This window comes from Planktotalea sp., assembly GCF_049680325.1.
Lineage (GTDB): Bacteria > Pseudomonadota > Alphaproteobacteria > Rhodobacterales > Rhodobacteraceae > Planktotalea.
The window spans coordinates 1-22,984 of the sequence record NZ_JBAUHO010000359.1 but is presented as its reverse complement, the minus strand read 5'-3'; the positions used below and the strand labels follow the sequence as shown (position 1 = coordinate 22,984).

General features: G+C 54.6%; 21 protein-coding genes. 7 read left to right on the top strand and 14 right to left on the bottom strand.

Annotation, left to right across the window (positions count from 1 at the left end; genetic code table 11):
• Positions 1-2 precede the first annotated feature (2 nt).
• Positions 3-1,295 (bottom strand): tRNA uridine-5-carboxymethylaminomethyl(34) synthesis GTPase MnmE, encoded by a 1,293-nt coding sequence (gene mnmE, locus WBC85_RS15995; RefSeq protein WP_424439564.1) that lies wholly within the window; start codon positions 1,293-1,295, stop codon positions 3-5.
• A 22-nt stretch (positions 1,296-1,317) separates the two neighbouring features.
• Positions 1,318-2,589, bottom strand: a complete 1,272-nt coding sequence (gene rho, locus WBC85_RS15990) for a transcription termination factor Rho (protein ID WP_424439561.1) — start codon at positions 2,587-2,589, stop codon at positions 1,318-1,320.
• 551 nt (positions 2,590-3,140) lie between these two features.
• Between rho and WBC85_RS15985 the strand changes: the two genes are divergently transcribed.
• From WBC85_RS15985 to dnaQ, 4 genes are read left to right on the top strand one after another with little or no spacing between them, the layout of a single operon-like run.
• Complete coding sequence (locus tag WBC85_RS15985) at positions 3,141-3,740, top strand: Maf family protein (RefSeq protein WP_424439558.1); 600 nt, start codon at positions 3,141-3,143, stop codon at positions 3,738-3,740.
• A complete protein-coding gene (locus WBC85_RS15980) occupies positions 3,737-4,570 on the top strand; it encodes a shikimate dehydrogenase (protein ID WP_424439555.1) in 834 nt (277 codons plus the stop codon). Before WBC85_RS15985 ends, WBC85_RS15980 begins: the two co-directional genes overlap by 4 nt.
• Complete coding sequence (gene coaE, locus WBC85_RS15975) at positions 4,567-5,160, top strand: dephospho-CoA kinase (RefSeq protein WP_424439552.1); 594 nt, start codon at positions 4,567-4,569, stop codon at positions 5,158-5,160. The genes WBC85_RS15980 and coaE overlap by 4 nt, the downstream gene beginning before the upstream one ends.
• Positions 5,153-5,842, top strand: a complete 690-nt coding sequence (dnaQ, locus tag WBC85_RS15970) for a DNA polymerase III subunit epsilon (protein ID WP_424439549.1) — start codon at positions 5,153-5,155, stop codon at positions 5,840-5,842. Before coaE ends, dnaQ begins: the two co-directional genes overlap by 8 nt.
• Here the strand turns inward: dnaQ and secB are convergent.
• Together secB and WBC85_RS15960 are read right to left on the bottom strand one after the other, a co-directional pair.
• Positions 5,839-6,333 carry a protein-export chaperone SecB gene (gene secB, locus WBC85_RS15965; protein ID WP_424439546.1) on the bottom strand — a complete coding sequence of 165 codons (495 nt, stop codon included), beginning with the start codon at positions 6,331-6,333 and terminating at the stop codon, positions 5,839-5,841. The two genes, dnaQ and secB, sit on opposite strands and share 4 nt — an antisense overlap.
• A gap of 60 nt (positions 6,334-6,393) precedes the next feature.
• Positions 6,394-6,864: an FxsA family protein gene (locus WBC85_RS15960; RefSeq protein ID WP_424439543.1), complete on the bottom strand. Its 471-nt coding sequence runs from the start codon at positions 6,862-6,864 to the stop codon at positions 6,394-6,396.
• A gap of 106 nt (positions 6,865-6,970) precedes the next feature.
• Between WBC85_RS15960 and WBC85_RS15955 the strand changes: the two genes are divergently transcribed.
• The 3 genes from WBC85_RS15955 to WBC85_RS15945 are packed head-to-tail and all read left to right on the top strand — an operon-like array spanning position 6,971 to position 9,250.
• A complete protein-coding gene (locus WBC85_RS15955; protein ID WP_424439540.1) occupies positions 6,971-7,627 on the top strand; it encodes a Tim44/TimA family putative adaptor protein in 657 nt (218 codons plus the stop codon).
• Between the two features lie 41 nt (positions 7,628-7,668).
• A complete protein-coding gene (locus WBC85_RS15950; protein ID WP_424439537.1) occupies positions 7,669-8,661 on the top strand; it encodes a murein transglycosylase A in 993 nt (330 codons plus the stop codon).
• Between the two features lies 1 nt (position 8,662).
• On the top strand, positions 8,663-9,250 hold the full coding sequence (locus WBC85_RS15945) for a Smr/MutS family protein (protein ID WP_424439534.1): 588 nt from the start codon (positions 8,663-8,665) through the stop codon (positions 9,248-9,250).
• On the opposite strand, the gene WBC85_RS15940 is transcribed toward WBC85_RS15945, so the two are convergent.
• The 10 genes from WBC85_RS15940 to WBC85_RS15895 all read right to left on the bottom strand — a co-directional run.
• The gene (locus WBC85_RS15940) at positions 9,233-10,453 is read right to left on the bottom strand and encodes an MFS transporter (protein WP_424439531.1); all 1,221 of its coding nucleotides are present in this window, start codon (positions 10,451-10,453) and stop codon (positions 9,233-9,235) included. The genes WBC85_RS15945 and WBC85_RS15940 overlap by 18 nt on opposite strands.
• Complete coding sequence (locus WBC85_RS15935) at positions 10,450-11,553, bottom strand: alpha/beta hydrolase (RefSeq protein ID WP_424439528.1); 1,104 nt, start codon at positions 11,551-11,553, stop codon at positions 10,450-10,452. The genes WBC85_RS15940 and WBC85_RS15935 overlap by 4 nt, the downstream gene beginning before the upstream one ends.
• 76 nt (positions 11,554-11,629) lie before the next feature.
• Complete coding sequence (hslU, locus tag WBC85_RS15930; protein ID WP_424439525.1) at positions 11,630-12,937, bottom strand: ATP-dependent protease ATPase subunit HslU; 1,308 nt, start codon at positions 12,935-12,937, stop codon at positions 11,630-11,632.
• On the bottom strand, positions 12,934-14,004 hold the full coding sequence (locus WBC85_RS15925) for a hypothetical protein (RefSeq protein ID WP_424439522.1): 1,071 nt from the start codon (positions 14,002-14,004) through the stop codon (positions 12,934-12,936). The genes hslU and WBC85_RS15925 overlap by 4 nt, the downstream gene beginning before the upstream one ends.
• Entirely contained in the window at positions 14,001-14,558 is a 558-nt protein-coding gene (gene hslV, locus WBC85_RS15920) for an ATP-dependent protease subunit HslV (RefSeq protein ID WP_424439519.1), read from the bottom strand. The genes WBC85_RS15925 and hslV overlap by 4 nt, the downstream gene beginning before the upstream one ends.
• 123 nt (positions 14,559-14,681) lie before the next feature.
• A complete protein-coding gene (trxA, locus tag WBC85_RS15915; protein ID WP_424439516.1) occupies positions 14,682-15,002 on the bottom strand; it encodes a thioredoxin in 321 nt (106 codons plus the stop codon).
• 45 nt (positions 15,003-15,047) lie between these two features.
• Entirely contained in the window at positions 15,048-18,413 is a 3,366-nt protein-coding gene (addA, locus tag WBC85_RS15910) for a double-strand break repair helicase AddA (RefSeq protein ID WP_424439513.1), read from the bottom strand.
• On the bottom strand, positions 18,410-21,352 hold the full coding sequence (gene addB / locus WBC85_RS15905) for a double-strand break repair protein AddB (RefSeq protein ID WP_424439510.1): 2,943 nt from the start codon (positions 21,350-21,352) through the stop codon (positions 18,410-18,412). Before addB ends, addA begins: the two co-directional genes overlap by 4 nt.
• Entirely contained in the window at positions 21,345-22,040 is a 696-nt protein-coding gene (locus WBC85_RS15900) for a nucleotidyltransferase family protein (RefSeq protein ID WP_424439507.1), read from the bottom strand. The genes addB and WBC85_RS15900 overlap by 8 nt, the downstream gene beginning before the upstream one ends.
• Positions 22,016-22,984 (bottom strand): aminoglycoside phosphotransferase family protein (locus WBC85_RS15895; protein WP_424439504.1); only part of this gene is annotated, 969 nt, incomplete at its 5' end. The genes WBC85_RS15895 and WBC85_RS15900, both read right to left, overlap by 25 nt.

Sequence of the window (22,984 nt, the reverse complement as noted above, 5' to 3'; positions counted from 1 at the left end):
CTTCACTTACCAAGACAAAAACTGGCAAAGATTTCATCCAACAGATTTTCAACATCTACACGGCCTATCAGGCTGTTCAAAGCACGAATAGCGCTGCGCATATCCTCAGCCACGACGTCATAAAAATCAGGGCCTTGTTCAAGTCCTGACAAAGCAACGCCTAAGTATTGCTCGGAAAGGAGCAACGCCTGACGGTGACGTTCGCGCGTCGCAACTCCGGCGCTCGCCGAGCGGCGCAACAAAGTATCAGAAATCGCTGAGACAAGAGCATCAACCCCCTCACCCGTCTTACCCGACACGCTCAAGCCCGAGGAAATGGGCCTTGCGTCCGCCTTACCCAATACTTCCAAATCGCCCTCGGAAGCGTCAAAAGCCAGCGAATCTTCGGCGTTCTCTTTAAGAAACACACGCATATCCGCATCTTTGGCACGGGCAATCGCCCTATCAATCCCGATACGTTCAACAAAATCCTCTGTTTCGCGCAAGCCAGCCGTATCAAGTAACGTCACCGCAAGGCCATTCAGATCTAGCTTAACCTCGATCACATCACGGGTTGTCCCTGCATATTCTGATGTAATCGCAGCATCCCGACCTGCGATCGCATTCAAAAGCGTAGACTTACCAACATTAGGAGCGCCGATAATCGCCACCTCAAACCCCGAACGAATACGCTCGGCCGTTTTAACGCTTTCAGCTTCTTTGGAAATCTCCATGCGCGTTCTTGTAACAAGATCGCGCACCTCTGGAGTGACATCCATCGGGACATCTTCATCGGCGAAATCAATTGTGGCTTCCAAAAGCGATGCTGCCCGAATGAGGTGACTTCGCCACCCTTCCGCTGTTCGCCCAAGTTCGCCCGCGAGGACACGCAATGCCTGTCGGCGTTGCGCTTCCGTTTCCGCGTCAATCAAATCAGCAAGCCCTTCGACCTGCGCCAAGTCCAGCTTTCCGTTCTCAAGCGCTCGCCGCGTGAATTCGCCCGGCTCCGCAAGGCGCAGACCATTCGACAAGCTCAACAGTTCCATAACACGGGCAACAATAGCGGTGCTTCCATGGAGGTGCAGCTCGACAACGGGTTCACCAGTGAAACTTTTCTCACCTTCAAACGGCAGTACAAGCGCTTGATCGACCAAGACCCCTTCGGAGTCCTTCATATTGCGAACCGCTGCTTTATGACTTTCTGGTAGATCACCGCACAACGCGCGGCCCGCATCCCAAGCAAGCGCGCCAGAAATACGGACAACAGAAACGCCCGCCTTACCATGTGCAGTGGCAAGAGCAAAAATCGTGTCCATGACACATGCCCCGCTAACTAGGTTAGGTATTCATTGAATCGAAGAATTCCGCGTTATTCTTGGTCTGCTTCAGCTTTCCAATCAGGAATTCAACCGCATCCGTCGTGCCCATCGGGTTAAGGATACGGCGCAGAACAAAGGTCTTTTGCAGATCGACCTTATTGATAAGCAGGTCTTCCTTACGCGTCCCGGACTTGAGAATATCAATCGCCGGGAACACGCGTTTGTCAGAGATCTTGCGATCCAGAACGATTTCCGAGTTACCCGTACCTTTGAATTCTTCGAAGATGACCTCGTCCATGCGCGATCCTGTGTCGATCAGCGCGGTTGATATAATTGTAAGCGAACCACCCTCTTCGATATTACGTGCCGCACCAAAGAAACGCTTGGGACGTTGCAAGGCATTCGCGTCGACACCACCTGTTAGAACCTTGCCTGATGAAGGTACCACAGTATTGAAGGCCCTACCAAGTCTAGTGATAGAGTCGAGCAAGATTACAACATCTCGTTTATGTTCGACCAGACGCTTGGCTTTTTCGATTACCATTTCCGCGACAGCGACGTGACGTGTGGCCGGTTCATCAAAGGTAGAGGACACAACCTCGCCCTTAACGGAACGCTGCATGTCTGTGACTTCTTCAGGACGTTCGTCGATCAGTAGAACGATCAGGTAACACTCTGGATGATTAGTTTCGATACTCGCTGCGATGTTCTGCAGCAGAACTGTTTTACCAGTCCGCGGCGGCGCGACGATAAGGCAACGCTGGCCTTTACCAATCGGCGCAACAAGATCAATGATCCGCGCCGAGCGGTCTTTGATGGTCGGATCTGCAATCTCCAGATTGAAACGCTCGTCAGGATACAAAGGCGTCAAGTTATCGAAAGCAATCTTGTGCTTGGCCTTTTCAGGCTCTTCGAAGTTGATCTGCATGGCGTTCACAAGCGCAAAATAGCGCTCCTGCTCGTCAGGTGCCTTAATCACGCCGTCTACTGTATCGCCGGTCCGCAATGAGTACTGACGGATCATATCAGGCGAAACATAGATATCGTCAGGGCCGGGTAGATAGTTTGCCTCTGGCGAGCGCAGAAAACCGAAACCGTCTTGAAGAACCTCAAGAACACCGTCGCCCATGATCTCCCAACCTTCATCTGCGCGTTCGCGCAGGATCTGGAACATCATTTCGCCCTTACGCATGGTAGATGCGTTTTCGATCTCCAGCTCTTCTGCCATCGCCAAAAGGTTCTTTGGGCTTTGTGCTTTCAACTGGGCCAGCGTCAGTGAATTCTGAGACATGGAAAAATCCTTTTGCAGATCGCTTTTTCAGCGCTGCTTATTCTTTGTCATTAGGAAAGGCACGATAGTCCCGAACGGGTGTGCGTTGACAATCAGTTACAGCCCTAGCGCTCTGGAGTCAAATCCGGCCTATCGTTTTCACAAGGAAAGGATCGTTCAGGTACGAACCCATCCTTCCTTATAATAAATATATATATTTATAGGTTGATGATTAAGTAGGCAGCGCCATTTCTGTGGATTACTTTTTTGTCCACATTTTCTAGCCGATTGCTTCGGGTTCGTCCAAACTATCCAAGCCTGTGGACGATCATAAATAATGGTATAAAAACAAATACTTAGTGATATATAGCGTGTGGAAAATCACCGACATATCTTTGAACAATATCAAACGACCCACGCGCTGTTCGCAGAAAACTTATCCTCATCCACAGAGGAAGAAATAGCGTGAAACAATGTGGCGTTTGTCACTCGTCCAATGCTTGCCAACTCTCGCCGAGTTGCTCAGTAATGGTTCTTAACAAATCCTTAACTTGATCCACGGAATTATCCACATGTCTTCCCCTCTTATTTTAGCCTCTGGCTCGCAAACGCGTCGAGAATTGCTCGAAAATGCGGGACTAAGGATCGAGGTTATCGCGCCCCGAGTCGATGAAGACATGATGCGTGATTCGATGCTTGCGGAAAAAGCAACGCCGCGCGATATCGCTGATGCTTTGGCCGAGATGAAGGCGAGACGCGTCAGCGAAAAGCATTTTGGCCGTTTGGTGCTCGGCTGCGATCAGGTGCTTGATCTCAAGGGTACGCTCTTTTCCAAAGCGCGCAGCGTCGAAGAGGCCAAAGAACAGCTCCAAGAACTTCGCGGTAAACGCCATTCGCTCTTGTCGGCTGCGGTTCTATATGAGGATGGCAAACCGATCTGGCGACACGTCGGGCAGGCACGGCTGACGATGCGTGTATTTTCTGATGCCTTTCTTGATGATTACCTGGCGCGCAACTGGGAAGACGTTCGCCATTGCGTTGGCTGTTACAAGTTGGAAGCAGAAGGTGTTCGCCTTTTTGCGCAGGTCGAGGGCAACCATTTTACAGTTCTCGGGCTTCCACTGATCGAACTGGTGAATTATCTCACTCTCAAAGGGGAGTTGCAGCAATGAGCGAAACAAAGGTTCCATTGGCGGCCGTTCTTGGTCACCCGATTGCCCATTCAAAGTCACCGCAACTACACGGTCACTGGTTACGGAAGTACGCAATCAAAGGTCATTATGTTCCGATTGATGTCGCGCCAGAGGATCTGGAGCGCGTTGTTCAGATGTTGCCCACGCTTGGCTTTGTTGGTGTTAACGTCACCATCCCGCATAAAGAGGCGGTTTTGCAGCTTGCTGATCTTGTTACAGAGCGCGCAAAACTTATCGGCGCGGCGAATACATTGGTGTTTCGCAAGGACGGCAAGATTCACGCCGACAACACAGATGGTTATGGTTTTGTGCAAAACCTCGTTCAAAACGCGCCAAAGTGGAACCCGAAAGGCGGACCAGCCCTGGTATTCGGGGCCGGCGGCGCTGCGCGCGCTGTTCTTGCATCTCTTATTGACATTGGCGTTCCCGAAATTCGCCTGACGAACAGAACGCCAGAGCGTGCGGAACAACTGCGCGCCGAGTTTGGAAAAACGATCACTGTGGTTGATTGGGTTCAAGCGGGCAACGCGATGGAGGATGCGACGACTGTGGTGAATACGACATCGCTTGGCATGGTTGGGAAACCGGAAATGCGTGTACCACTTGATGCGCTTAAACCGGGCATGGTTGTAAGCGATCTGGTCTACACCCCATTGCAAACCAAATTACTGCGCGCAGCGACTGACGCGGGCGCAATGCCTGTTGATGGACTTGGCATGCTTTTGCACCAGGCGGTGCCGGCATTTGAACGTTGGTTTGGCTTGCGCCCCGAGGTCGACGAAGAACTGCGCGCGGCGGTTCTGCGATGACTTTCAAGCTAGGCCTGACTGGCTCTATCGGTATGGGCAAATCCACAACGGCGCAGATGTTCGCAGAGGCGGGTTGCGATGTCTGGGACGCGGACGCCGCCGTTCACCGGTTATATGCGATAGGTGGTGCCGCAGTGGCGCCTATGGGCGACGCGTTTCCCGAAGCAATCGTCGAAAATGCCGTTTCCCGTGAAAGGCTACGCGACATCATCGGTCAAGATCCGAACGCTCTGAGGCAGATCGAAACAATCGTACATCCATTGGTTGGCGAAGATCGCTCTCGTTTCATATCAGAGTCTAATAAGGCTATTCTGGTCTTTGATATCCCACTCCTGTTTGAAACCGGTGGAGATAAACGCATGGATGCGGTGGCTTGTGTTTATGTTGATGTAGCAACCCAGCGCCAGCGCGTTCTGGATCGCGGCACCATGAACGAAGCGCAGTTTGAGCAAATACTCGCCAAACAATTGCCCATTGAAGAAAAGCGGCGCAAAGCAGAGTATGAGATCGAAACAGATACGCTAGATCATGCGCGTGCGCAGGTTCTGGCCATCGTTGAAGACATAAAGGCAAAGCTGGCCAATGCGTGAACTTGTACTGGATACCGAAACGACGGGTTTTGACCCCCAGCAAGGTGATCGTATTGTTGAAATCGGTGCGGTTGAGTTAATCAACCAGATGCCGACGGGCCGCACCTACCATCAATACATCAATCCCGAGCGGGCGATGCCGAACGAGGCGTTCGAAGTGCACGGCCTTGGTGATGATTTTCTCCGCGACAAACCCGTGTTCAAGGATATCGCGCAAGAGTTTCTGGACTTTGTGAAGACGGACAAGCTGGTCATCCATAACGCAGCTTTCGATATGAAATTTCTGAACGCGGAACTTGGCTGGCTTAACCTGCCGCAACTGCCATGGGAACAAGCGCTGGATACCCTTGCAATCGCACGAAAGAAGTTTCCCGGCTCGCCAGCGTCATTGGATGCGCTGTGCCGCCGCTTCAACATCGACAACTCGAACCGCACCTTGCACGGCGCTTTGCTCGATTCCGAAATTCTAGCGGAAGTTTATCTGGAACTTTTGGGGGGACGACAGCCCGGGCTTGTTCTGGCGCGTTCTAACAATGCTTCGGGCGGTGGCTCGGAAGAAAACTGGCGCGCGTCGCAGCGCCCTACCCCGCTTGCAGCGCGGATCACCGATGAAGAAGCCAAAGCGCACGCGGCCTTCGTTGAAAAACTTGGCGATGGTGCGCTTTGGCGAAAATTTGATTAATTAGGCTGCGCTTGCGCGGCTGCTTCTGCTTGACGACGACCAATTTCGCTACGGTACAGCGAAACGAAGTCGATGTTCTCAAGGTTCAGCGGCGGGAACCCACCGTCGCGGGTTACGTCAGATACGATGCGACGCACAAACGGGAATGTCATACGCGGGCATTCAATGAGCAAGAACGGATGCAGTTGATCTTCTGGCACGCCTTCGATGTGGAACACGCCTGCATACTCAAGCTCTAGCAAGAACAGCTGCTGGCCTGTGTCTTTCACCTTTGAATTGATCTCGATCTTGGTGATGACATCAAACTGGTGCTCTGCCGCGCGCTTTTTCGCATCAAGGTTCACCTGAACCTGAATGTCTGGGTTCACTTCGCCCTGAATCCCTTTTTGTGCGAGGATATTTTCAAAAGACATATCGCGAATAAACTGCGCGAGGATGTTCATTTTGATTTGCGGTGCTTCTGGCGCTGCCGCTGTTTCGTTCTCAGCCATTGGAAATCTCCGGTTAAAATATTCACTTGGCGCAGTGCTTATCAGCAAGGCGCGCGGGCCTCAATGCTTGGTCCATCCAGAGGGCGGAGCATTTGGATCGCGTGGCACTTCTTCGAATTCGCCGTCAATGATGTCCGGCCCTTGCGATCTTTGATGTGGACTGCCGCCCATTTCAAAGCTTTGTACCTTTACGCGCGCTTTCAGATAGCGAAACACAGCAGAGCGCACTGCGGGGATCAACAAAGCAAACCCGACCGCGTCGGTGAAAAAACCGGGCGTCAGCAAAAGCGCGCCAGACACCAAAATCATTGCGCCATGGGCAAGAGGTTCGGACGGATCAGACAGTGTTCCGAAAGAGCGGCGAAGATTATTCATCGCAAGGGCACCCTGCGTTCGAACCAGATATGTCCCGATTACGGCCGTCAAAATGACAATCCCGAGCGTTGACCACAGCCCAATTGCCCCGCCAACCTGTATGAACAATGCAATTTCTATCAATGGCACAGCCAAAAAGGCTAAAAATAACCACATCTTTCTGGTTCTCCTGTCACTTGGCGGTGTAGTAGACTTGACCGCCGCCCTTGCGTACATAAGTGCCAAGGACACATGTTGCTATGCCCAGAAGGACGACACACACATGAATTCGCCCATTATTCAGCTTTTGGTGCTAGCTGGCATCGCAGTTTTTCTCATTTTACGCCTAAAGAACGTGCTTGGCACACGTGATGGTTTTGAAAAGCCACCGGTTCAGGCGCCAGCCTCTTCGCGCAAGCGTCGTGATTTTGAAGTGATTGAAGGTGGCCCGGACCCGGATATCGCAGATCACACCAAAGGCATGCCCGATGCTGCAGAGGCCTTGGCAAAGATGAAAGCGGCAGAACCGTCATTTGGCGTTTCTGATTTCCTTGGCGGTGCACGCGGCGCTTATGAAATGATCCTCATGGGGTTCGAGCGCGGTGATATGGCAGATATCAAACCATTCCTGGATGACGATGTTTACGCAAGTTTTGCCGAAGTGGTCGAAATGCGTGAAAAGCAGGGCCTGACTGTTGAGGCCCAATTCGTCGGCATTCGCGAGATGGCCCTGGCCGATGCAACGTTTGACGATGCGACAGGTATTGGCGAGGTCACTGTGCGCTTTATCGGTGAAATGACATCTGTCGTGCGCGATAACGCAGGCGAGATCGTTGAAGGCAGCGAAACCAAGGTTAAGCGCCAGAAAGACATCTGGACCTTCGCGCGCAAAATGGGTTCCGATGACCCCAACTGGCAACTTGTTGCCACGGGCGAATGATTCGTGCCTTTTTGGCATTGTTTTTGGCGGGGACTGTCGCAATGACGGCCCCCGCACAGGCGGAAACCGCCTATAGTATTCTAGATTTCAAAGACCTCGATGGCTGGGAAGACGACGATCACGCAGCTGCCCTTGCTGTTTTTCAAAACACATGTCGGGACATGAAAACACCCGATTGGCGCACTCTGTGCAAGGCCGCAAGAGAACAGAAAAACGCACGTGCTTTCTTTGAATTGTTCTTTCGTCCACTCAAGATCGAAGATGGAAAAGACGCACTTTTCACCGGCTATTTTGAACCCGAACTAGACGGCTCACGCCTGCGTACAGAGCGATATCGCTACCCTATTTACGCAATGCCCAAAGATGCGAAAACCGCCTCGCAGTGGTATACGCGACGACAAATTCTTGAAGACGGGGTGATGGACGGGCTTGGCCTTGAAATTTGCTACGTCGATGATCCGGTCGAGTTGTTCTTCCTGCAAATCCAAGGATCGGGCCGCGTCCGTCTGCCGGACGGCAGCTATCTGCGTGTTGGATATGCAGGATCGAACAGGCACAACTACCGCTCGATCGGGCAGGAAATGGTGCGGCGCGACATTTACAAACCGCATCAAGTCTCTGCCGAGGTAATCAAAAACTGGGTACGGCGTAATCCAGAAGAGGGCGCAGAACTACTCTATCACAACCCGTCATATGTGTTCTTTCGCGAAGTCAGTGAGGTCCCCGCCGACAAGGGCCCGCTGGGTGCGATGAACCGATCTATCACAACAATGCGCTCTGTTGCTGTCGATCCAAGATATACACCCCTTGGTGCGCCTGTTTGGCTGGAAAAGGATGGCAAGAACCCATTGCGTCGCCTGATGATCGCGCAAGATACAGGTTCCGCGATCAAAGGCGCGCAGCGCGCCGATGTGTTCTTTGGAACGGGCGATCAGGCAGGGCGCGACGCGGGTCGTTTGCGTGATCCCGGGCGTATGATCGTGCTGATGCCGATCCAGCGTGCCTACGCTTATTTGCCAGAGAACGTGCAATAGAATGTCCCGTCGCCGCGTAAAGCCTGACGAGCTTGATCTATGGAATCAAGTTGCCCGCACAACAGAGCGACTTGCCCCCCCGAAACGCGCTCCAATTCTTGACGTTGCACGACAAAAGAAACCCCAAAAACCTACCCCAAATCCGATTGCGCCATTCACCTTAGGGGCCGTTCCCAGCGACACGCGCGAAATGCGGGATGTTCTGCCTGCGCTTAGCGAACGCTTGCGCAGCGCACCTGTGAAAATGGATGCCAAGTCCTACAAAGGAATGCAGCGCGGCAAGCTCAAGCCGGAAGGGCGGATCGATCTGCACGGCATGACAGTTGCTCAGGCGCATCCCGCGTTGACCAGCTTCATTCTGAAATCCCAAAACGCAGGCAAACGGTTGGTTCTTGTCATCACAGGCAAAGGGGGCAAGCGCGAAGAGCTTGGTGCAATTGCACCACAACGCATGGGCGCGCTCAAACGGCAGGTTCCGCATTGGTTGACCATGCAGCCCTGTGCTTCCTGTGTGCTGCAAGTCAGTGAAGCACATATTCGCCACGGCGGCGCGGGTGCCTATTATGTCTATTTACGCGGCGCGCGTTAGGGCACTGCGATAAAGCGCGATACCAATCCACATCGTGAGCGTCGTGAAGACAAAGTAGCAGGCGACCCCGATATACTGCGTTTCTATGCCAATCCCGACGTCGATTAGCACGCCCGTAATTCCGGGGCCAATTGCCGAACCAAAGACCATGATTGCAGTCGCCATTGCTTTGATAGCACCTAAATGGGCGGTTCCAAAAAACTCGGCCCAAAACGCGGAAATCAGTGTTGCCTGCGCCCCTGCCGTCAGAGCGAGAAAGAAGAACCCGAACCCGAGACCCAGGTAGTGACTGGCGAAGATCGCAAAACCCAACACCATGGGAACCTGATGAAAAGGCAGTAACCTGGCCGTGCCAACCCGATCCAGCAACGCCCCCGAAAAGAGCATCGCACCAATCGCGACGACGGTATAAAATGGAAAGTAGGCGACCAGCTGCATATTGGTGATGCCGATCACTTCGGCGTAGTGAACCTGATGGAAAAAGAACGCGGTATTAAAGGCAGACGGGCCAAGCAGGGCAGGGATCATCAGCCAGAAAAGCGGATGATGCAGCACGTCATGGCGGTTCCAATGCCGCGCGTTCATTCCAAGGCTTTCACTGCTTTTCGCCATAGCGGCAGGCGTGCGCTCTTGTGATAATAACTTTAGCAACGTTGGAATGCCCAGTAGGGCGACACCCGCGCAGATGATCCAGATTACATGCCAGTCCAGAACGGTCATTAGCGCAACAACAGCTATCGGCAGGAATGCCTGACCAATGGAAAACCCGAGTCCAGAAATGGACAATGCGCGACCACGTGTTCCAACAAACCACCGCGCCATGGCAACGGCTGCGATATGGCTCATCATGCCCTGACCGGTTAGACGAAGCGCGAAAATGACGACGGGCAGCAGCCAGAACCATGGATTGTACGCCATTGCCAAGCAGGCAATTGCAAGTGCGCCAAGGGACAGTGCACCCAATGTGCGAACACGGAAAATATCGGCCTGTCGTCCCGCCCAGACCATGACGATTGCAGAGGCTGTTGTGCCGATAGTGTATATAGCGCCCCACGCGCCGTGGGTCAGATCGAAAGCGGCCTGAATATCGGCGGCAAAGATGGCAATGAAATAGGTTTGCCCAAAACTGGATAGGCAGGTCAACAATATGCCCGCAGACAGCCAGCGCGCATTCTCATGAAGATAGGCAATCAGCGACGTCATTGTTGCTGGACCAACCCCGGCGACAGGATCAATTGTGTTGCCGTTCTGACAGTGATTGCCGTGCCGCCAAATAGGCCTGCCCGACCAGAGGCATCACTGCGAAAGGCCGTTTCAAGATCAAGACTGCGTCGCAAGAGCGAGATAAGCGCAGGGGAGGTTCCGGGTACGAAATGCTTATCCACGCCGCGCGCGCTAAACTTCGTGACATCAATCAAGGTGATTGGTAGCTCATTCAGCTCTGTCGCGTCCTTGAGATTGCCAAGCCGCGATTCAACGCCATTCACCCGCGCGGATAGTTTAAGCGCGGCGTCTCTCTGGGACGTGAAAATCGCGAAAGGCTGAGGCAATGATTTGAAGCGTTTGGTCTGCTTCTTGAACACATCCAGCGAGATATCGGGCGCGATCAACACCAGCCCGCTAAGTGCGCGTTTCGTCCAACCCGGCTTTGCGATCTCGATTTGACGCAAACTTTCCATGACCAGGAGGCTGCCCAAGGAATGGGCGACGATCACAATCGGCGCATCTGTGCTGGCGCGGATCAACTCCAAACTGTTTTGGAAATCATCCCGTGCAAAAAGAATAGAGTCCCGATCATGTGAATAGCCGAACGGATTTGCAGCGCTGGGCCAGGAATAGTGGATCATGACACCGGGGATCTTCAGGTCATTCTGCAATTGCGCCGCCCGAAACACCCCGTCGGAGTAGGAGGAATTATAGCCATGCACGAAGATCACGATTTCCCGATCGAACTTGGGTTTGCTCGCTACGGCTTTGCGCAATGCGCTTGCAAACCCCGAAGCCCCGGCGAGCGGCGCTTGGTCTGCGATTACAAAATGCTTTGCGGGGTCTGGGTTAACATAAGCCAGCTCGACCTCGCCTGCCTTGTGACGAGGCGGGATAGAAATCGAATTGTCGAAATAGCGCAAGCCTTCGGCACGCGCAGAGGTGAAGTTCCCCGCTTCATTCACATCCCGAGCGGTAATCGTCAGAACGCTGGTTTTATTGGCCGATGCAGGCAGTTCGCTGACATAGGGCGCAACTGTCCTGTTGGTGCAAGCGACAAGCGCAAGCAGGGCGACTACAAACAAAGACAAGCGCATCATCGGGTCCAATCACCAGAGCCAGATCAATCTAGCTGCTATTGCCTAGCTTGAAAATGACCCGTTTCATTCGCCCTTAAAGAACGTAGCGCGAAATATCGGCAGAGCGTGAAAGTTCACCCAAATGCGTCTCTACAAAGGCGGAATCGACCGAAATCGTTTCGCCACCGCGATCAGGTGCGGTGAAGGATAATTCCTCAAACACACGTTCAAGAACGGTATAAAGGCGACGGGCACCGATATTCTCGACGCTCTGGTTCACTTCGGCTGCAATTTTGGCAAGCGCGGCGATTCCGTCATCTGTGAAAGAAACGATCACCTCTTCAGTCTGCATCAAGGCCGTGTATTGACGGGTCAGTGCGTTATCCGTTTCGGTCAAGATACGCACGAAGTCCCCTTCGGTAAGCGCGCGCAACTCAACGCGGATCGGAAGACGCCCTTGCAGTTCCGGCAACAGATCAGACGGCTTGGCAATGTGGAAGGCACCAGAAGCGATGAACAGGATATGATCGGTTTTCACCGGCCCGTGCTTTGTGCTGACAACTGTGCCCTCGATAAGTGGCAGCAAATCGCGCTGCACGCCTTCGCGCGACACATCACCGCCGCGGGCATCCGCGCGGGCGCAAACCTTGTCGATCTCGTCAAGAAACACGATGCCGTTCTGCTCTACTGCTTCCAGCGCCGCTCGGGTGACGGTTTCATCATCAAGCAGCTTGTCTGCTTCATCGCCAACAAGCACATCGTAGCTTTCCAGAACGGTCATTTTCTTGCGCGTTGTGCGCCCGCCCATGGCTTTGCCAAAAAGATCACCGATATTCATCATGCCCATGTTCTGACCGGGCTGGCCGGGGACCTCGAACATCGACATCGGGTTAGTGCTATCTGCGATTTCCAGTTCGATCACTGTATTATCAAGCTCGCCTGCGCGTAGTTTCTTGCGGAACATCTCGCGCGTTGCTTCGCGCGCATCGGTGCCTGCGATGGCTTCGATAACGCGCTCTTCTGCGGCGGCTTCTGCTTTGGCCTTCACATCCTCACGCATGTAGTCGCGGGTTTCGCCAATTGCGGCATCCACAAGATCGCGAATGATCTGCTCAACGTCGCGGCCCACATAGCCGACCTCGGTGAATTTTGTCGCCTCGACTTTGATAAACGGCGCGCGTGCGAGTTTCGCAAGGCGGCGGGAAATTTCGGTTTTGCCGACGCCCGTTGGCCCGATCATAAGGATGTTCTTCGGGTAAACTTCGTCTCGTAGATCATCCGCCAACTGCTTGCGTCGCCAACGATTGCGCAGCGCGACTGCTACGGCACGTTTGGCATCGTTCTGGCCGATGATAAAACGGTCGAGTTCGGAAACGATTTCGCGCGGGGTAAGGTCGGTCATTGTGAAGTCTCCGTCAGGCCCCAAGGGGGTAGTTTATCTTTTCCGGGAAAGGCGGGCAGCGCCGACATAATGCGCGCACGCAGCTTTTCCCACTGGGCACCCAGCACAACAAGGCCGAGGCCGAGAATAAGGATGACGAAAGCGGCGTTGCCATCAAGCAAAGCAAACGCCAGAGCGACGATGTAGCCAATGCCTGCCACCAGAAAACTGCGTCGATCAATGATGATCGCAAAAACGGCCATTGCTGCAAGGAACAGCAACAGAATGATCTGGGGTGCCAGGCCCTCGGCTTCGAACAAAGTTAGCGCGACAGTGTTCACAATTGCAGGGGCAGCAATCACATGCAGCCAGAAGCCAGCAGAAGAACGGCGTGTAACGCGGTGCGGATCGGACATATCAAAGCGCAACGCAATGAACAGACCGATCAGGCCCAGAACGATGGTGATTATCGCGAAGGGGCCCTTGTTGGTCAGCATGAAAAGGTCATTCATGCCGGGTGCCTCTGCCCCGCCTTGGACGAATATGGCGCCAACCGACACAAACACGCCAATGGCGATAGCAAAAACCGTGATCGGAATACGGAAAACGGCATAAAAAATGGCGAGCAAGACGGTCGTGAACCCAGCCGAAAACGCGGTCATAAGTGCCTTTTCAAAGCCAAACCCGTTCGCGATGCTTAGACCAACTTGCAAACTGCTAAGCGCCATCAAAACGACAAGCATGATCGACGGGGCAACCATACGACGTTTCAAAGTGAAATAGCGGGCAAGCCAGTAAGTTACCGCGACCGAGATCATGCCAAAGATACCGACGCTAAGCGTCGCGTCGTCACCGCTAATCGCGCCAAGCCCGGTCAGCCCGACCCAACCTGAATACAAAATTCCAAGGCCAATCACGATGAACACTTCGTTAAATCCACGGAACAATTCGAACGGCTCGTCCAGCCCATCCATATTCTCACGTGTCCCGCGGCGTTGATCCGCAAGGGACATAAGCGCAGCGGCCTGTGGCTCTGTCAGGATATTGCCTGCGACAGCGGCGCGAATATCGTCTTTATCAAGGCTCATGCTTTGATTGTCTCCACGGTCAGTTTTCCGTTGGTGTAAACGCAGATGTCCGCAGCAATCGCCATGGCTTTGCGCGCGATTTCCTCGGCGCTGCCATCGCCCTCCATCAATCCGCGCGCAGCAGCGAGCGCATAGTTGCCGCCAGAGCCAATCGCGGTGACGTCATGTTCGGGTTCTAGCACGTCGCCCGCACCTGTGATGACGAACAGGTCGGTACCATCGGTGACGATCAACATCGCCTCAAGCTTTTGCAGGTATTTATCCGTGCGCCAGTCTTTCGCCAATTCAACCGATGCGCGGGCTAGTTGGCCGGGCGTTGCCTCTAGTTTGACCTCAAGACGCTCAAGCAACGTAAAGGCGTCAGCGGTCGAGCCTGCGAAACCAGCAACAACATCATATCCACCCGGGGACAAGCGCCGCACCTTTTTTGCGGTGCCTTTAATAACCGTTTGTCCAAGCGATACCTGACCATCGCCTGCAATCACCACTTCGCCGCCTTTGCGCACACCGATAATTGTCGTGCCGTGCCAGCCGGGGAATTCATTGCTGCTCATGCGTCTCTCCTTGAACCTGTTGTCTCTATATGGCGAGGCGGGCAGGGCGGTGCAAGAAAGCAGCTGAAAAAAGCAAAAGGGCGCGCCATTGGCACGCCCCATGCGAAAATTTGTTATGCGTGCCTAGATCGCGTCGTTGATCCAGCTTTGAAGCGCTGCTTTTGGCGCTGCGCCTGCGCGGTTGGAAACCACTTCGCCGTCTTTGAAAATGAACAACGCAGGAATGCCGCGAACGCCCATGGCGGCTGCGGAGTTCGGGTTGCTGTCTACATCGACTTTAACGATTTTGACGTTGTCGCCGTATTCAGCGGACAATTCTTCCAGTGCTGGGCCGATTTGTTTGCAGGGGCCACACCATTCAGCCCAGAAGTCTACAACGACTGGAACGGATGAGTTTTTGACTTCTGCGTCAAATGTGGCGTCGGTAACGGCTACTGTGGCCATGGGGCGTCTCCTAAGGAATATCGCGGAAAATCTTGCTGGCTGAACCTAGGTATTGGGGGTAGCGGCGTCAAGATGCATAGATGCACCCGCCCTGTGCAATGCTGCGTCAATCAGATCGATTGGCAGCTCCATCAAAGATGCATCACGCGTCCAGACAATTGCGGGGCGAATAGCACGATCAGGATAAATCTGTTTTAACGCCGCATGATAGGCACCCATCTGCCGCAAGAGAGCTTCGGGGCAGGCGCTGCTATTTGGCGGAACAGCCACGTTGGATTTGAAATCGACGACCCAAATTTCTTTTTCGCCCAAGACGAGCCGATCAATGATGCCGTGCAATATTTGCCCTTGAATGGGCTCGATCCGCGCGGTGATTGGAACTTCTGCAAGTGTGCCTTCGGCAAACAGGAACTGAAGCGCAGGGTTATTCACGACGCTTTTCGCCTCTTCGATCATGCCGGAAAGATCGTTTGCGTCCGCGAGCAGCGCCTGCGCGATGCTTTGCCAATTCTCGGCGGGCGTTTCGGCAAAATGCTCAAGCAAAAGGTGGATATGTGTGCCGCGCAGTTTGGCGGCGTCCTCATCCAAGGCCTCCTCACTCGGGAGCGCCTTTGCCCCGCCAAGACCGGACGGACCAAAGGTTTCTTTCTGCTCTGGCGGCTTTGCGGCGGGCGAAAGGAAAAAGGGTTCCAGCGCGGTCGCTTCATTAACGCGGTCCTCGGGTGGGGGGGCATCACTTGCATCCCAAGGCACCGGTTCAATCCTAATCCCGATGCCAAAACCGAAATCATGTTCGACATGTGGGCGATTGCGCGCGGCGGCACTGACCATGCCATACCAGCTTTCCTCATCCGATTTTCCCAAATCGCCAGCAGCACCTAGGATCAGCCATTTTTCGGCACGTGTCATTGCGACGTAAAGCAGACGCATGCGTTCTTCAGATTGCTTTTCGTCGCGCCGGGCTTTTGCATTGAGGATAATCTCTGGCGCATCTTCATTGCGCACACTCCACAGCGCAAGATCATCAATTTCGATAATCGACCCGCCTGCGGGGTTCTTGCGCTTTTGCGTCTCGGGCATGATGATAATTGGCGCTTCAAGCCCCTTTGAGCCATGCACGGTCATGACCCGTATTTCATCGCGGTCCTGACTTAGCTGGCGCTTGATTGTAAGGTCGTCGCTTTCCATCCACGTTAGAAAACCCGTCAACGACGGAATGCGGCTTTGCTCGAATGAAAGCGCTTGGGCCAGAAGTGCGTCGATCCCGTCCTCGGCTTCGCGGCCAAGGCGACCGATCAAACGCTTGCGCCCGTTGTGACGCGTCAAAATCCGCTCGATCAGATCATAGGGGCGCAGGAAATCGGCTTGCCCGCGCAGATCTTCCAATAGGGTCAGCACGTCGGGATAGCGTTCTTTCGCGTTTCGAAGTTCCTGCCACAAAAACCGCGCTTCCCGATCGCTGGCAAGTTGGAAGAGCTCTTTCTCGCTCCACCCGATCAGTGGCGATTTCAGGACGACAGCCAGGGAATAATCATCTTCTGGCGTGGCAAGGAAGCTGAGCAATGCCTGCAAGTCACGCACGGCCATTTCTGCGCCAACTTTCAAGCGATCCGCGCCCGCGATAGGCAAGTTCGCGGCTTTGCAGGCACGAATGATCTCTTCAAACAGATCAGAGCGCCGCTGCACAAGGATCAGAACATCGCCCGCACGGACGGAACGAAAACGTTTCTCATCGGAATCGAAGATGCTTTCCTTTGCGATCATACGCCCGATTTCATCCGCGATGCGCCGCGCCATGAGAACGGTTTCATCGTTTTCCCCCAGCTTGTCGAGCGTATCGGACCAATCACCGCCCTCGGCTTTTTCCGCTTTGGGAATGGCGGGCCATATATCTACACGCCCGGGCGGGCCGCCCTCAAATGCAAGGTGGGACGAACCTGCAAATCCGGCAGGTTCATGGCCTTCAAACGTCTGATCTACAAGTTCCAGAATGCACTGCGCAGAACGGAAAGAATAATGCAGCTCTGCTTCTTCAAGGGGAAAGTTTGTGGGCCGCAGGCGCGTGTCAAACTCGCCGCGCATGCGATCAAATTCACGGGGGTCCGCGCCCTGGAACGAATAGATCGACTGCTTCTTGTCGCCGACAACGAAAATCGTGCGCGGTACATCACCGCGCGCACCCTCGCCGGCGGTGATTTCAGAGGTGAGGCGTTCAATCACATCCCATTGCGCAGGGCTTGTGTCTTGGGCCTCGTCCACAAGAATGTGGTCAATGCCGCCATCCAGCTTGTAAAGCACCCATTGCGCCATTTCCGACTTGGCCAAAAGATCACGGGTTTTGAGGATGAGATCGTCAAAATCAAGCCACCCACGCGCTTGCTTGCGAGCGTCGTAAAGTTCAAGAAACGCAGCGGCAAAACGATTAAGCGACAACGTCTTTTGAGCCGCACTCAGTTTGAGCCGCGCCGCGCGCGCCGCTTCGACCCGCTCGATCCAGGTATCAAGCGCATCCTGATGCGTGACAAAACCCTTCTGAGCGGCTTTGGCCGGAATTTTACCCGCTTTGGAGCGCCCGTCATTGGTGAGAAACGCGTCCTCGAGCGCTGGCAAGGCGGCGGCGTTCAACTCTGTAACAAGCGACAGTTTTTTCGCCAGCTTTACATCGTTCGGGCCAGAGGCATTCAGTGTCGGGATCAAAGCGGCAAGCACGACGTTCTCGCCGCCAATGAATACTTTCGCGGCTATCGCGTTTTCGTCCATCGCAGGATCAAGCCCGAACGCTTTGTAAACAGCATCATCCGTTGGCGGCGCGACAAGTGCGCTGCGGTGCCGAACGATTTCGCCGCTAAGATCTGTCAGGTCATAGGCGCCCGTCACAGTCGCGAGGTCCATTATCACCGCTGCATGTTTGCCAGATGCCATTTCTTCGATGATTTCTTCACGCAGTAGATCGGCGGCGCGCTCTTCCATTTCTGCGAACTGTGGGCTGACATTTGCCTCAAGCGGGAAACGGCGCAGAACGGTAGAGCAGAACGAATGGATCGTCTGAATTTTCAAGCCGCCCGGTGCCTCGATTGCCGCGGCGAAAAGCGTGCGCGCGTTGCGCAGTGCCTCGCCGTCAATCGCGCCTTCCTCGCCAAGTTCGCGCAGGGCCGCGCGCAGGGTATCGTTCTCAAGCATGGCCCATTCGCCAAGTCGCTTGAACAAGCGGTTTTGCATCTCTGCCGCCGCCGCTTTGGTGTAAGTCAGGCACAATATGCGTTCGGGCGGGACCTGCGCCAACAAAAGCCGCGCAACGCGGTCTGTTAAAACGCGCGTTTTGCCGGAACCTGCGTTGGCCGACAGCCAAGTTGATACATGCGGGCGTGCTGCGTTGACTTGTGCTTGGGTCGCTTCGTTTCGCTCGATCATGATGTGACGCCCCCGTCGTCTGGCAGGCTGGTTTCATCCCACTCCCCAAAGCGGGAAAGCTGGTCGTAGCGCCCAAAGCTTTTGGATTTTTCCATCGCCCGCCGGGCCGTAAACCCCTTATTAGGGTCTTGGTAGTCAGAGATCAGCTTATACAGTTCTTTCCAAACCTGCGCGGTCGATTTTTCATCCAAAGGCGCTTGTACAGCCTTCAAACCAGAGCCTACGCCCAGATACGTTGCCCCCTCAACATGGCGCGGATGCAGGCCGTCAAAGTCACCGCGCTCGACCATCGCGGCCTCAAGCAAAAGCTGCATATCGAAAGCCAATTGCTGGGGTTTGGTTGGAAGTTGACCGGTCTTGTAGTCATACAAATGCGCGCCGCTGCGCGCGTCCAGATCAATGCGGTCGGCTTTCACGGTAAGCGTAAAGTCGAGCTCGGGTAGTGTGCTTTTTCCCTTCACCTCCAAATGTGATGACACGCTATTTCGCTGCCTTTCGCGTTCTTCGGCGACAAAATCATCGGCAAGCCGCGCAATGCGCGCGGCCCACATGAGACGGGCGGAAGGCCAGTCAACATCAGCCTCGAAAATGCGGGTGGCCACGGCCATGAGATCAGCGGCAGAATTCGCCGTTTCCCAGCCTTTGACGAAATCCTCAAAGACCTGATGCACCGCGATCCCGCGCAAGCGCGCGTCGGCGGTTTTGACCAGACCATCAAGCGGAGCAAGGCCAAGAACATGTTTGGCATAGATCGCATAAGGGTCACGCACGAGGGTTTTGATTTCCGTAACCGAAAGCTGTTTCGGGCGCGCGCCTAGCGCGGGTTTCGGCGATGGGCGTTTGGCGTGATCGCTTTCGATCGGTTCTTCTAACTGGTGAACGCGATCAAGCCACGCTTTGCCACGCGCCTGCATTTCCTTAATTGCATCAGGCCCTTTTCGGGTGGGCAGGCCGCCCATCAAGTTGGTCAACCGGTTGAGCCATCGCGAAGGCACCGTCTGGGCATCATCAGAACGCTGTGAACGGGTCAGCCATACCTCTGGTGCAGCAATTGCTTGTTGAAAGTCATGTGCTGACAGCCCAATGCGCCGCTCTGGCAACAAAAGACCTGCGTCAGCGCGCATGCGGCGGTTAAGCCAAGGATCGGGGCTTGGCGCCTCGGGCCAGCTTCCTTCATTGAGGCCTGCAAGGATCAAAAGATCGGCCCCTTGAACGCGTGCTTCCAAAGTGCCCCAGATTAGAACATTTGGGTGTCCGGAATCGGGGTTTCTAACCTCACCACCAGCAAGCACAGCGCCAAACAGGTCGGCGTAGTCGCGTGCAGTCAAATCGGGCAAGGCGTCCAAACAGATGTGCAGCTTGTGCCAGTGCGAAAGCGCTGTGCGGCCGGCCCCTTCGTGCCAAAGCTCACCGCTTCCAGTACCAAGCGTGCCTTGTGAAATCTGTTCGGCAAGGGCGATATGCGCTTCACCCATTTCCACCGCGTCTTGTACGCCCGTGCGAAGGTGTCCGCAAAACGTAGCGCCAACCCAAGCGGCCCAATCAACGGCACCCTCAAGTTTGTTCTGCGTAGCCCAATTTTCGAGGCTCTGTGCGTCGGGAAATGCCGGGCCGTTTTTGCGAATAGACAGCTCCAACTCGCGCGTTAGCAGCAAGTGCTGGCCCCGTCCTTCACCTGAATGGGTTAGCGGATGCTTTAGCAAAGTTAGGAGCGCTTCTGCATCAAGCGGCTGGGTAAAAAGTTCTAACACATGGCGCAAGAAACGCCCTGGCGGCGAAAGCTGCAACGGCAGACCGGCACTATCGTCGGGTTTGATATCCCAGCGATCCAAGGCCGCGGTGACCTGCCGTGTGAGCATGCGATCTGGCGTAATCAGCGCTGCGGTTTTGCCTTCTTCAGCAGCAAGCCGTAGGCGCATCGCAATTGCCAGCGCTTCCTCTCGGGCGGTTTGCGGCTCGAGCAGGGTAACGTCCTTCATCGCGCTGGGCAGATCGCCCAAATCCGGGCCTTCTTGGAGCCAACTGTCTGTCACAGGAACGGGCCGCAATGCGAGCGAGACAACTTTGTGCCGCGCGGCGCAAACCGGGGCCATCGTGTTCCATTCGGGCAGGTCTTTGGGCGATAGCCCCAGCTCGCTCAAAAGTTTGGCAAAGCGGAACTGTGGATGATCTTCGGGCACCATGCGCATGCCATGATCTTTGCTAAGCTCGCTCCAAACCGCATCTGGCATATCGGTGTCAAATCCGGGCAAGATCACGGCCCCCTGCGGTAAACGCGAAACGGCGTGCATCAAAAGAGATGTCGTTCCGCGTGACCCGGTTGAACCCGCAAGGATAACCGGGTGTTTTGGCGGATTTTCTTGCCAGTCCGCGATCTGCGCAAGAACGACAGCACGGGCGCGTGCTTGTGTGTCAGGTGGTTCTTTCGAGAGATCAAGGAAGCGACCGACAATGCCGATAAAGTCCTTTGCGCGGTTCCAGTGGCCAGAAACATCGGTGACTTCAAGCGCATCAATGTCCGCAAGTGAAACCCCCTCGCCTTGCATTTCATCCATAAGAACCGCAAGCGAATCCGCCAGATCAAAGAGCGAACTGCGCGCGGCAAGTGATGGATTTTGTCGCAGCAAGGCATCAATCAATGAGATGAGTTCGATGCGACGTCCAAGCGGGGAAACAGCCTGTGGGATCGCGTTGAATTTCGGGTGCGATCCAAGATCACCCAATAGCGTGATCTGCGGCAAAAGCTGCGCGCTTCCGTCCATAAACAAGGAGGTCACACGCCGACCCATGCGTGCGGTGTTCACAATAAGCTGGATGCGCGCCATATCTTCGGGCGGCGCTACTGCCATTTTTTCCCTTAGTCCGGCGACCAGCGCCTTTGGAAAGTCGACGCCTAACCCAAGTTTGAAAACACGCGGCTTGTCGGTTGGATCAAACATCAGCACCCCCAAGCATGCCTTCGGCAAGTGTAACGCCTTCGGGCGTTCCAACATCGCACCATCTTCCAGTGTAGCGCAGACCAAACATGCGCCTGTCTTCAAGCAATTTGGCCCAAAGCAATTTGAGCGAGAACGATGCGTCCGGGATCTCTGCCAGACGATCTGTGCGAATGATTTGAACGCCTGTGTAAATGTCGCCTGCGCCGTAAGTTATTCGATTATCAGCACCGAAAAGAAAGTCGCCATTTCCTTTGTGCCCAACAGCATTTTCTTTGGGAACACAGAGCAACAGGGCATCCATTTTTTCCGGGTTCCACGCGTCCAAAAGCGCGATCAGCGGGTTCGGCCCGTTCCAAACCGCATCTGTATTCGTCGTGAAAACGGGCCCATCCCCAAGCGCTGGTAGCGCATTCTTCAATCCGCCGCCGGTTTCCAGAATTTCGCCAGATTCATGGATAAGTGTAATGTCGCTGCGCTGTTCTAAATGCGTGCTGATCTGCTCAGGAAAGTAGTGGCAGTTCACGACTTTGCGATTCAGGTTCATTCCGTCACTCAACGCGAGTGCGTAATCAAGCAACGCGCGACCAGCGACCTGCACCAATGGCTTGGGGCGATCCTTGGTCAAAGGGCCCATGCGCGTGCCGAAGCCGGCAGCAAAATGCATTATAGCGTCGGGATAGTCGCGCATTTGTCTTTCAACCTTTGGAGGATTTCGGGGCTCGGCGCTGGCAGGGCGCGGTGCAGGATGTTTGCAACGGGGGCGTTCACAGGGTGGGCCAGATCGCGAAGAACATGATCCCAAACGCGCGGGATAAGATCGATATAGGAAGGTTTGCCAAAGTGCATGGAAAGGCGGGCAAAAACACCAAGGATGCGCAGGTTTCGCTGCAAACCCAGAACATGATAGGCGCTGCGAAAGGCCGCGTCATCCATGCCTGAGTTGGCGACGTAATGAGCGATCATCGCCTCTTCGACATCGCCTGGAACATCGCGCCGTGCATCTTTTAGAAGTGACACAAGATCATAGGCAGGATGACCCAAAAGCGCGTCTTGATAATCAAGCAAACCGACGCGCGATGTGCCTTCGCGCTGGGGCAACCAAAGCAGGTTTTCAGCGTGATAATCACGTTGGATCAGAACGCAGGGCGCACCGATATGAGTGTCTAATAAGGTGGAAAATGCAGATTCGAAGGCGGCTTTTGCCCGCGCATCAACCGCTGCATGAGCGCCGAGTTGATACCAGTCAAATGCAAGCGCCGCCATCTTTGTCATAAGCGCGGTATCATAGGGCTCTAACGTAGGTGGTTTTGCTTTATGCAGCGCCAAAAGAACCTCCGTCGCCGCCTCATAGAGCGGCAATTCAAGCGCCGGGTCATCCAAGACCGCCCGTGCGTAAAGGGCGTCGCCTAAGTCTTCGAGCAGCAGCAAACCGTTGGCATCGTCGGCTTTGTAAATCTCTGGCGCGCTTAAACCGATTCCACGCAGGTATTCTGTTATGCGTGTAAATGGCTTGGTGTCGTTTCCAAGCGCTGGATCAGCGTCCATCAGAACCGCGCCGCGCCCGTCGGCCCCAGCGCCGATACGTAGGTATTTGCGCAGGGAGGCATCACCAGCCAGCGGCTTGCGTTCGGC

Coding starts and splice junctions, on each gene's coding strand:
- mnmE (WP_424439564.1), bottom strand. CDS start 1,295: ATGGACACGATTTTTGCTCTTGCCACTGCACATGGTAAGGCGGGCGTT.
- rho (WP_424439561.1), bottom strand. CDS start 2,589: ATGTCTCAGAATTCACTGACGCTGGCCCAGTTGAAAGCACAAAGCCCA.
- WBC85_RS15985 (WP_424439558.1), top strand. CDS start 3,141: ATGTCTTCCCCTCTTATTTTAGCCTCTGGCTCGCAAACGCGTCGAGAA.
- WBC85_RS15980 (WP_424439555.1), top strand. CDS start 3,737: ATGAGCGAAACAAAGGTTCCATTGGCGGCCGTTCTTGGTCACCCGATT.
- coaE (WP_424439552.1), top strand. CDS start 4,567: ATGACTTTCAAGCTAGGCCTGACTGGCTCTATCGGTATGGGCAAATCC.
- dnaQ (WP_424439549.1), top strand. CDS start 5,153: ATGCGTGAACTTGTACTGGATACCGAAACGACGGGTTTTGACCCCCAG.
- secB (WP_424439546.1), bottom strand. CDS start 6,333: ATGGCTGAGAACGAAACAGCGGCAGCGCCAGAAGCACCGCAAATCAAA.
- WBC85_RS15960 (WP_424439543.1), bottom strand. CDS start 6,864: ATGTGGTTATTTTTAGCCTTTTTGGCTGTGCCATTGATAGAAATTGCA.
- WBC85_RS15955 (WP_424439540.1), top strand. CDS start 6,971: ATGAATTCGCCCATTATTCAGCTTTTGGTGCTAGCTGGCATCGCAGTT.
- WBC85_RS15950 (WP_424439537.1), top strand. CDS start 7,669: ATGACGGCCCCCGCACAGGCGGAAACCGCCTATAGTATTCTAGATTTC.
- WBC85_RS15945 (WP_424439534.1), top strand. CDS start 8,663: ATGTCCCGTCGCCGCGTAAAGCCTGACGAGCTTGATCTATGGAATCAA.
- WBC85_RS15940 (WP_424439531.1), bottom strand. CDS start 10,453: ATGACGTCGCTGATTGCCTATCTTCATGAGAATGCGCGCTGGCTGTCT.
- WBC85_RS15935 (WP_424439528.1), bottom strand. CDS start 11,553: ATGCGCTTGTCTTTGTTTGTAGTCGCCCTGCTTGCGCTTGTCGCTTGC.
- hslU (WP_424439525.1), bottom strand. CDS start 12,937: ATGACCGACCTTACCCCGCGCGAAATCGTTTCCGAACTCGACCGTTTT.
- WBC85_RS15925 (WP_424439522.1), bottom strand. CDS start 14,004: ATGAGCCTTGATAAAGACGATATTCGCGCCGCTGTCGCAGGCAATATC.
- hslV (WP_424439519.1), bottom strand. CDS start 14,558: ATGAGCAGCAATGAATTCCCCGGCTGGCACGGCACGACAATTATCGGT.
- trxA (WP_424439516.1), bottom strand. CDS start 15,002: ATGGCCACAGTAGCCGTTACCGACGCCACATTTGACGCAGAAGTCAAA.
- addA (WP_424439513.1), bottom strand. CDS start 18,413: ATGATCGAGCGAAACGAAGCGACCCAAGCACAAGTCAACGCAGCACGC.
- addB (WP_424439510.1), bottom strand. CDS start 21,352: ATGTTTGATCCAACCGACAAGCCGCGTGTTTTCAAACTTGGGTTAGGC.
- WBC85_RS15900 (WP_424439507.1), bottom strand. CDS start 22,040: ATGCGCGACTATCCCGACGCTATAATGCATTTTGCTGCCGGCTTCGGC.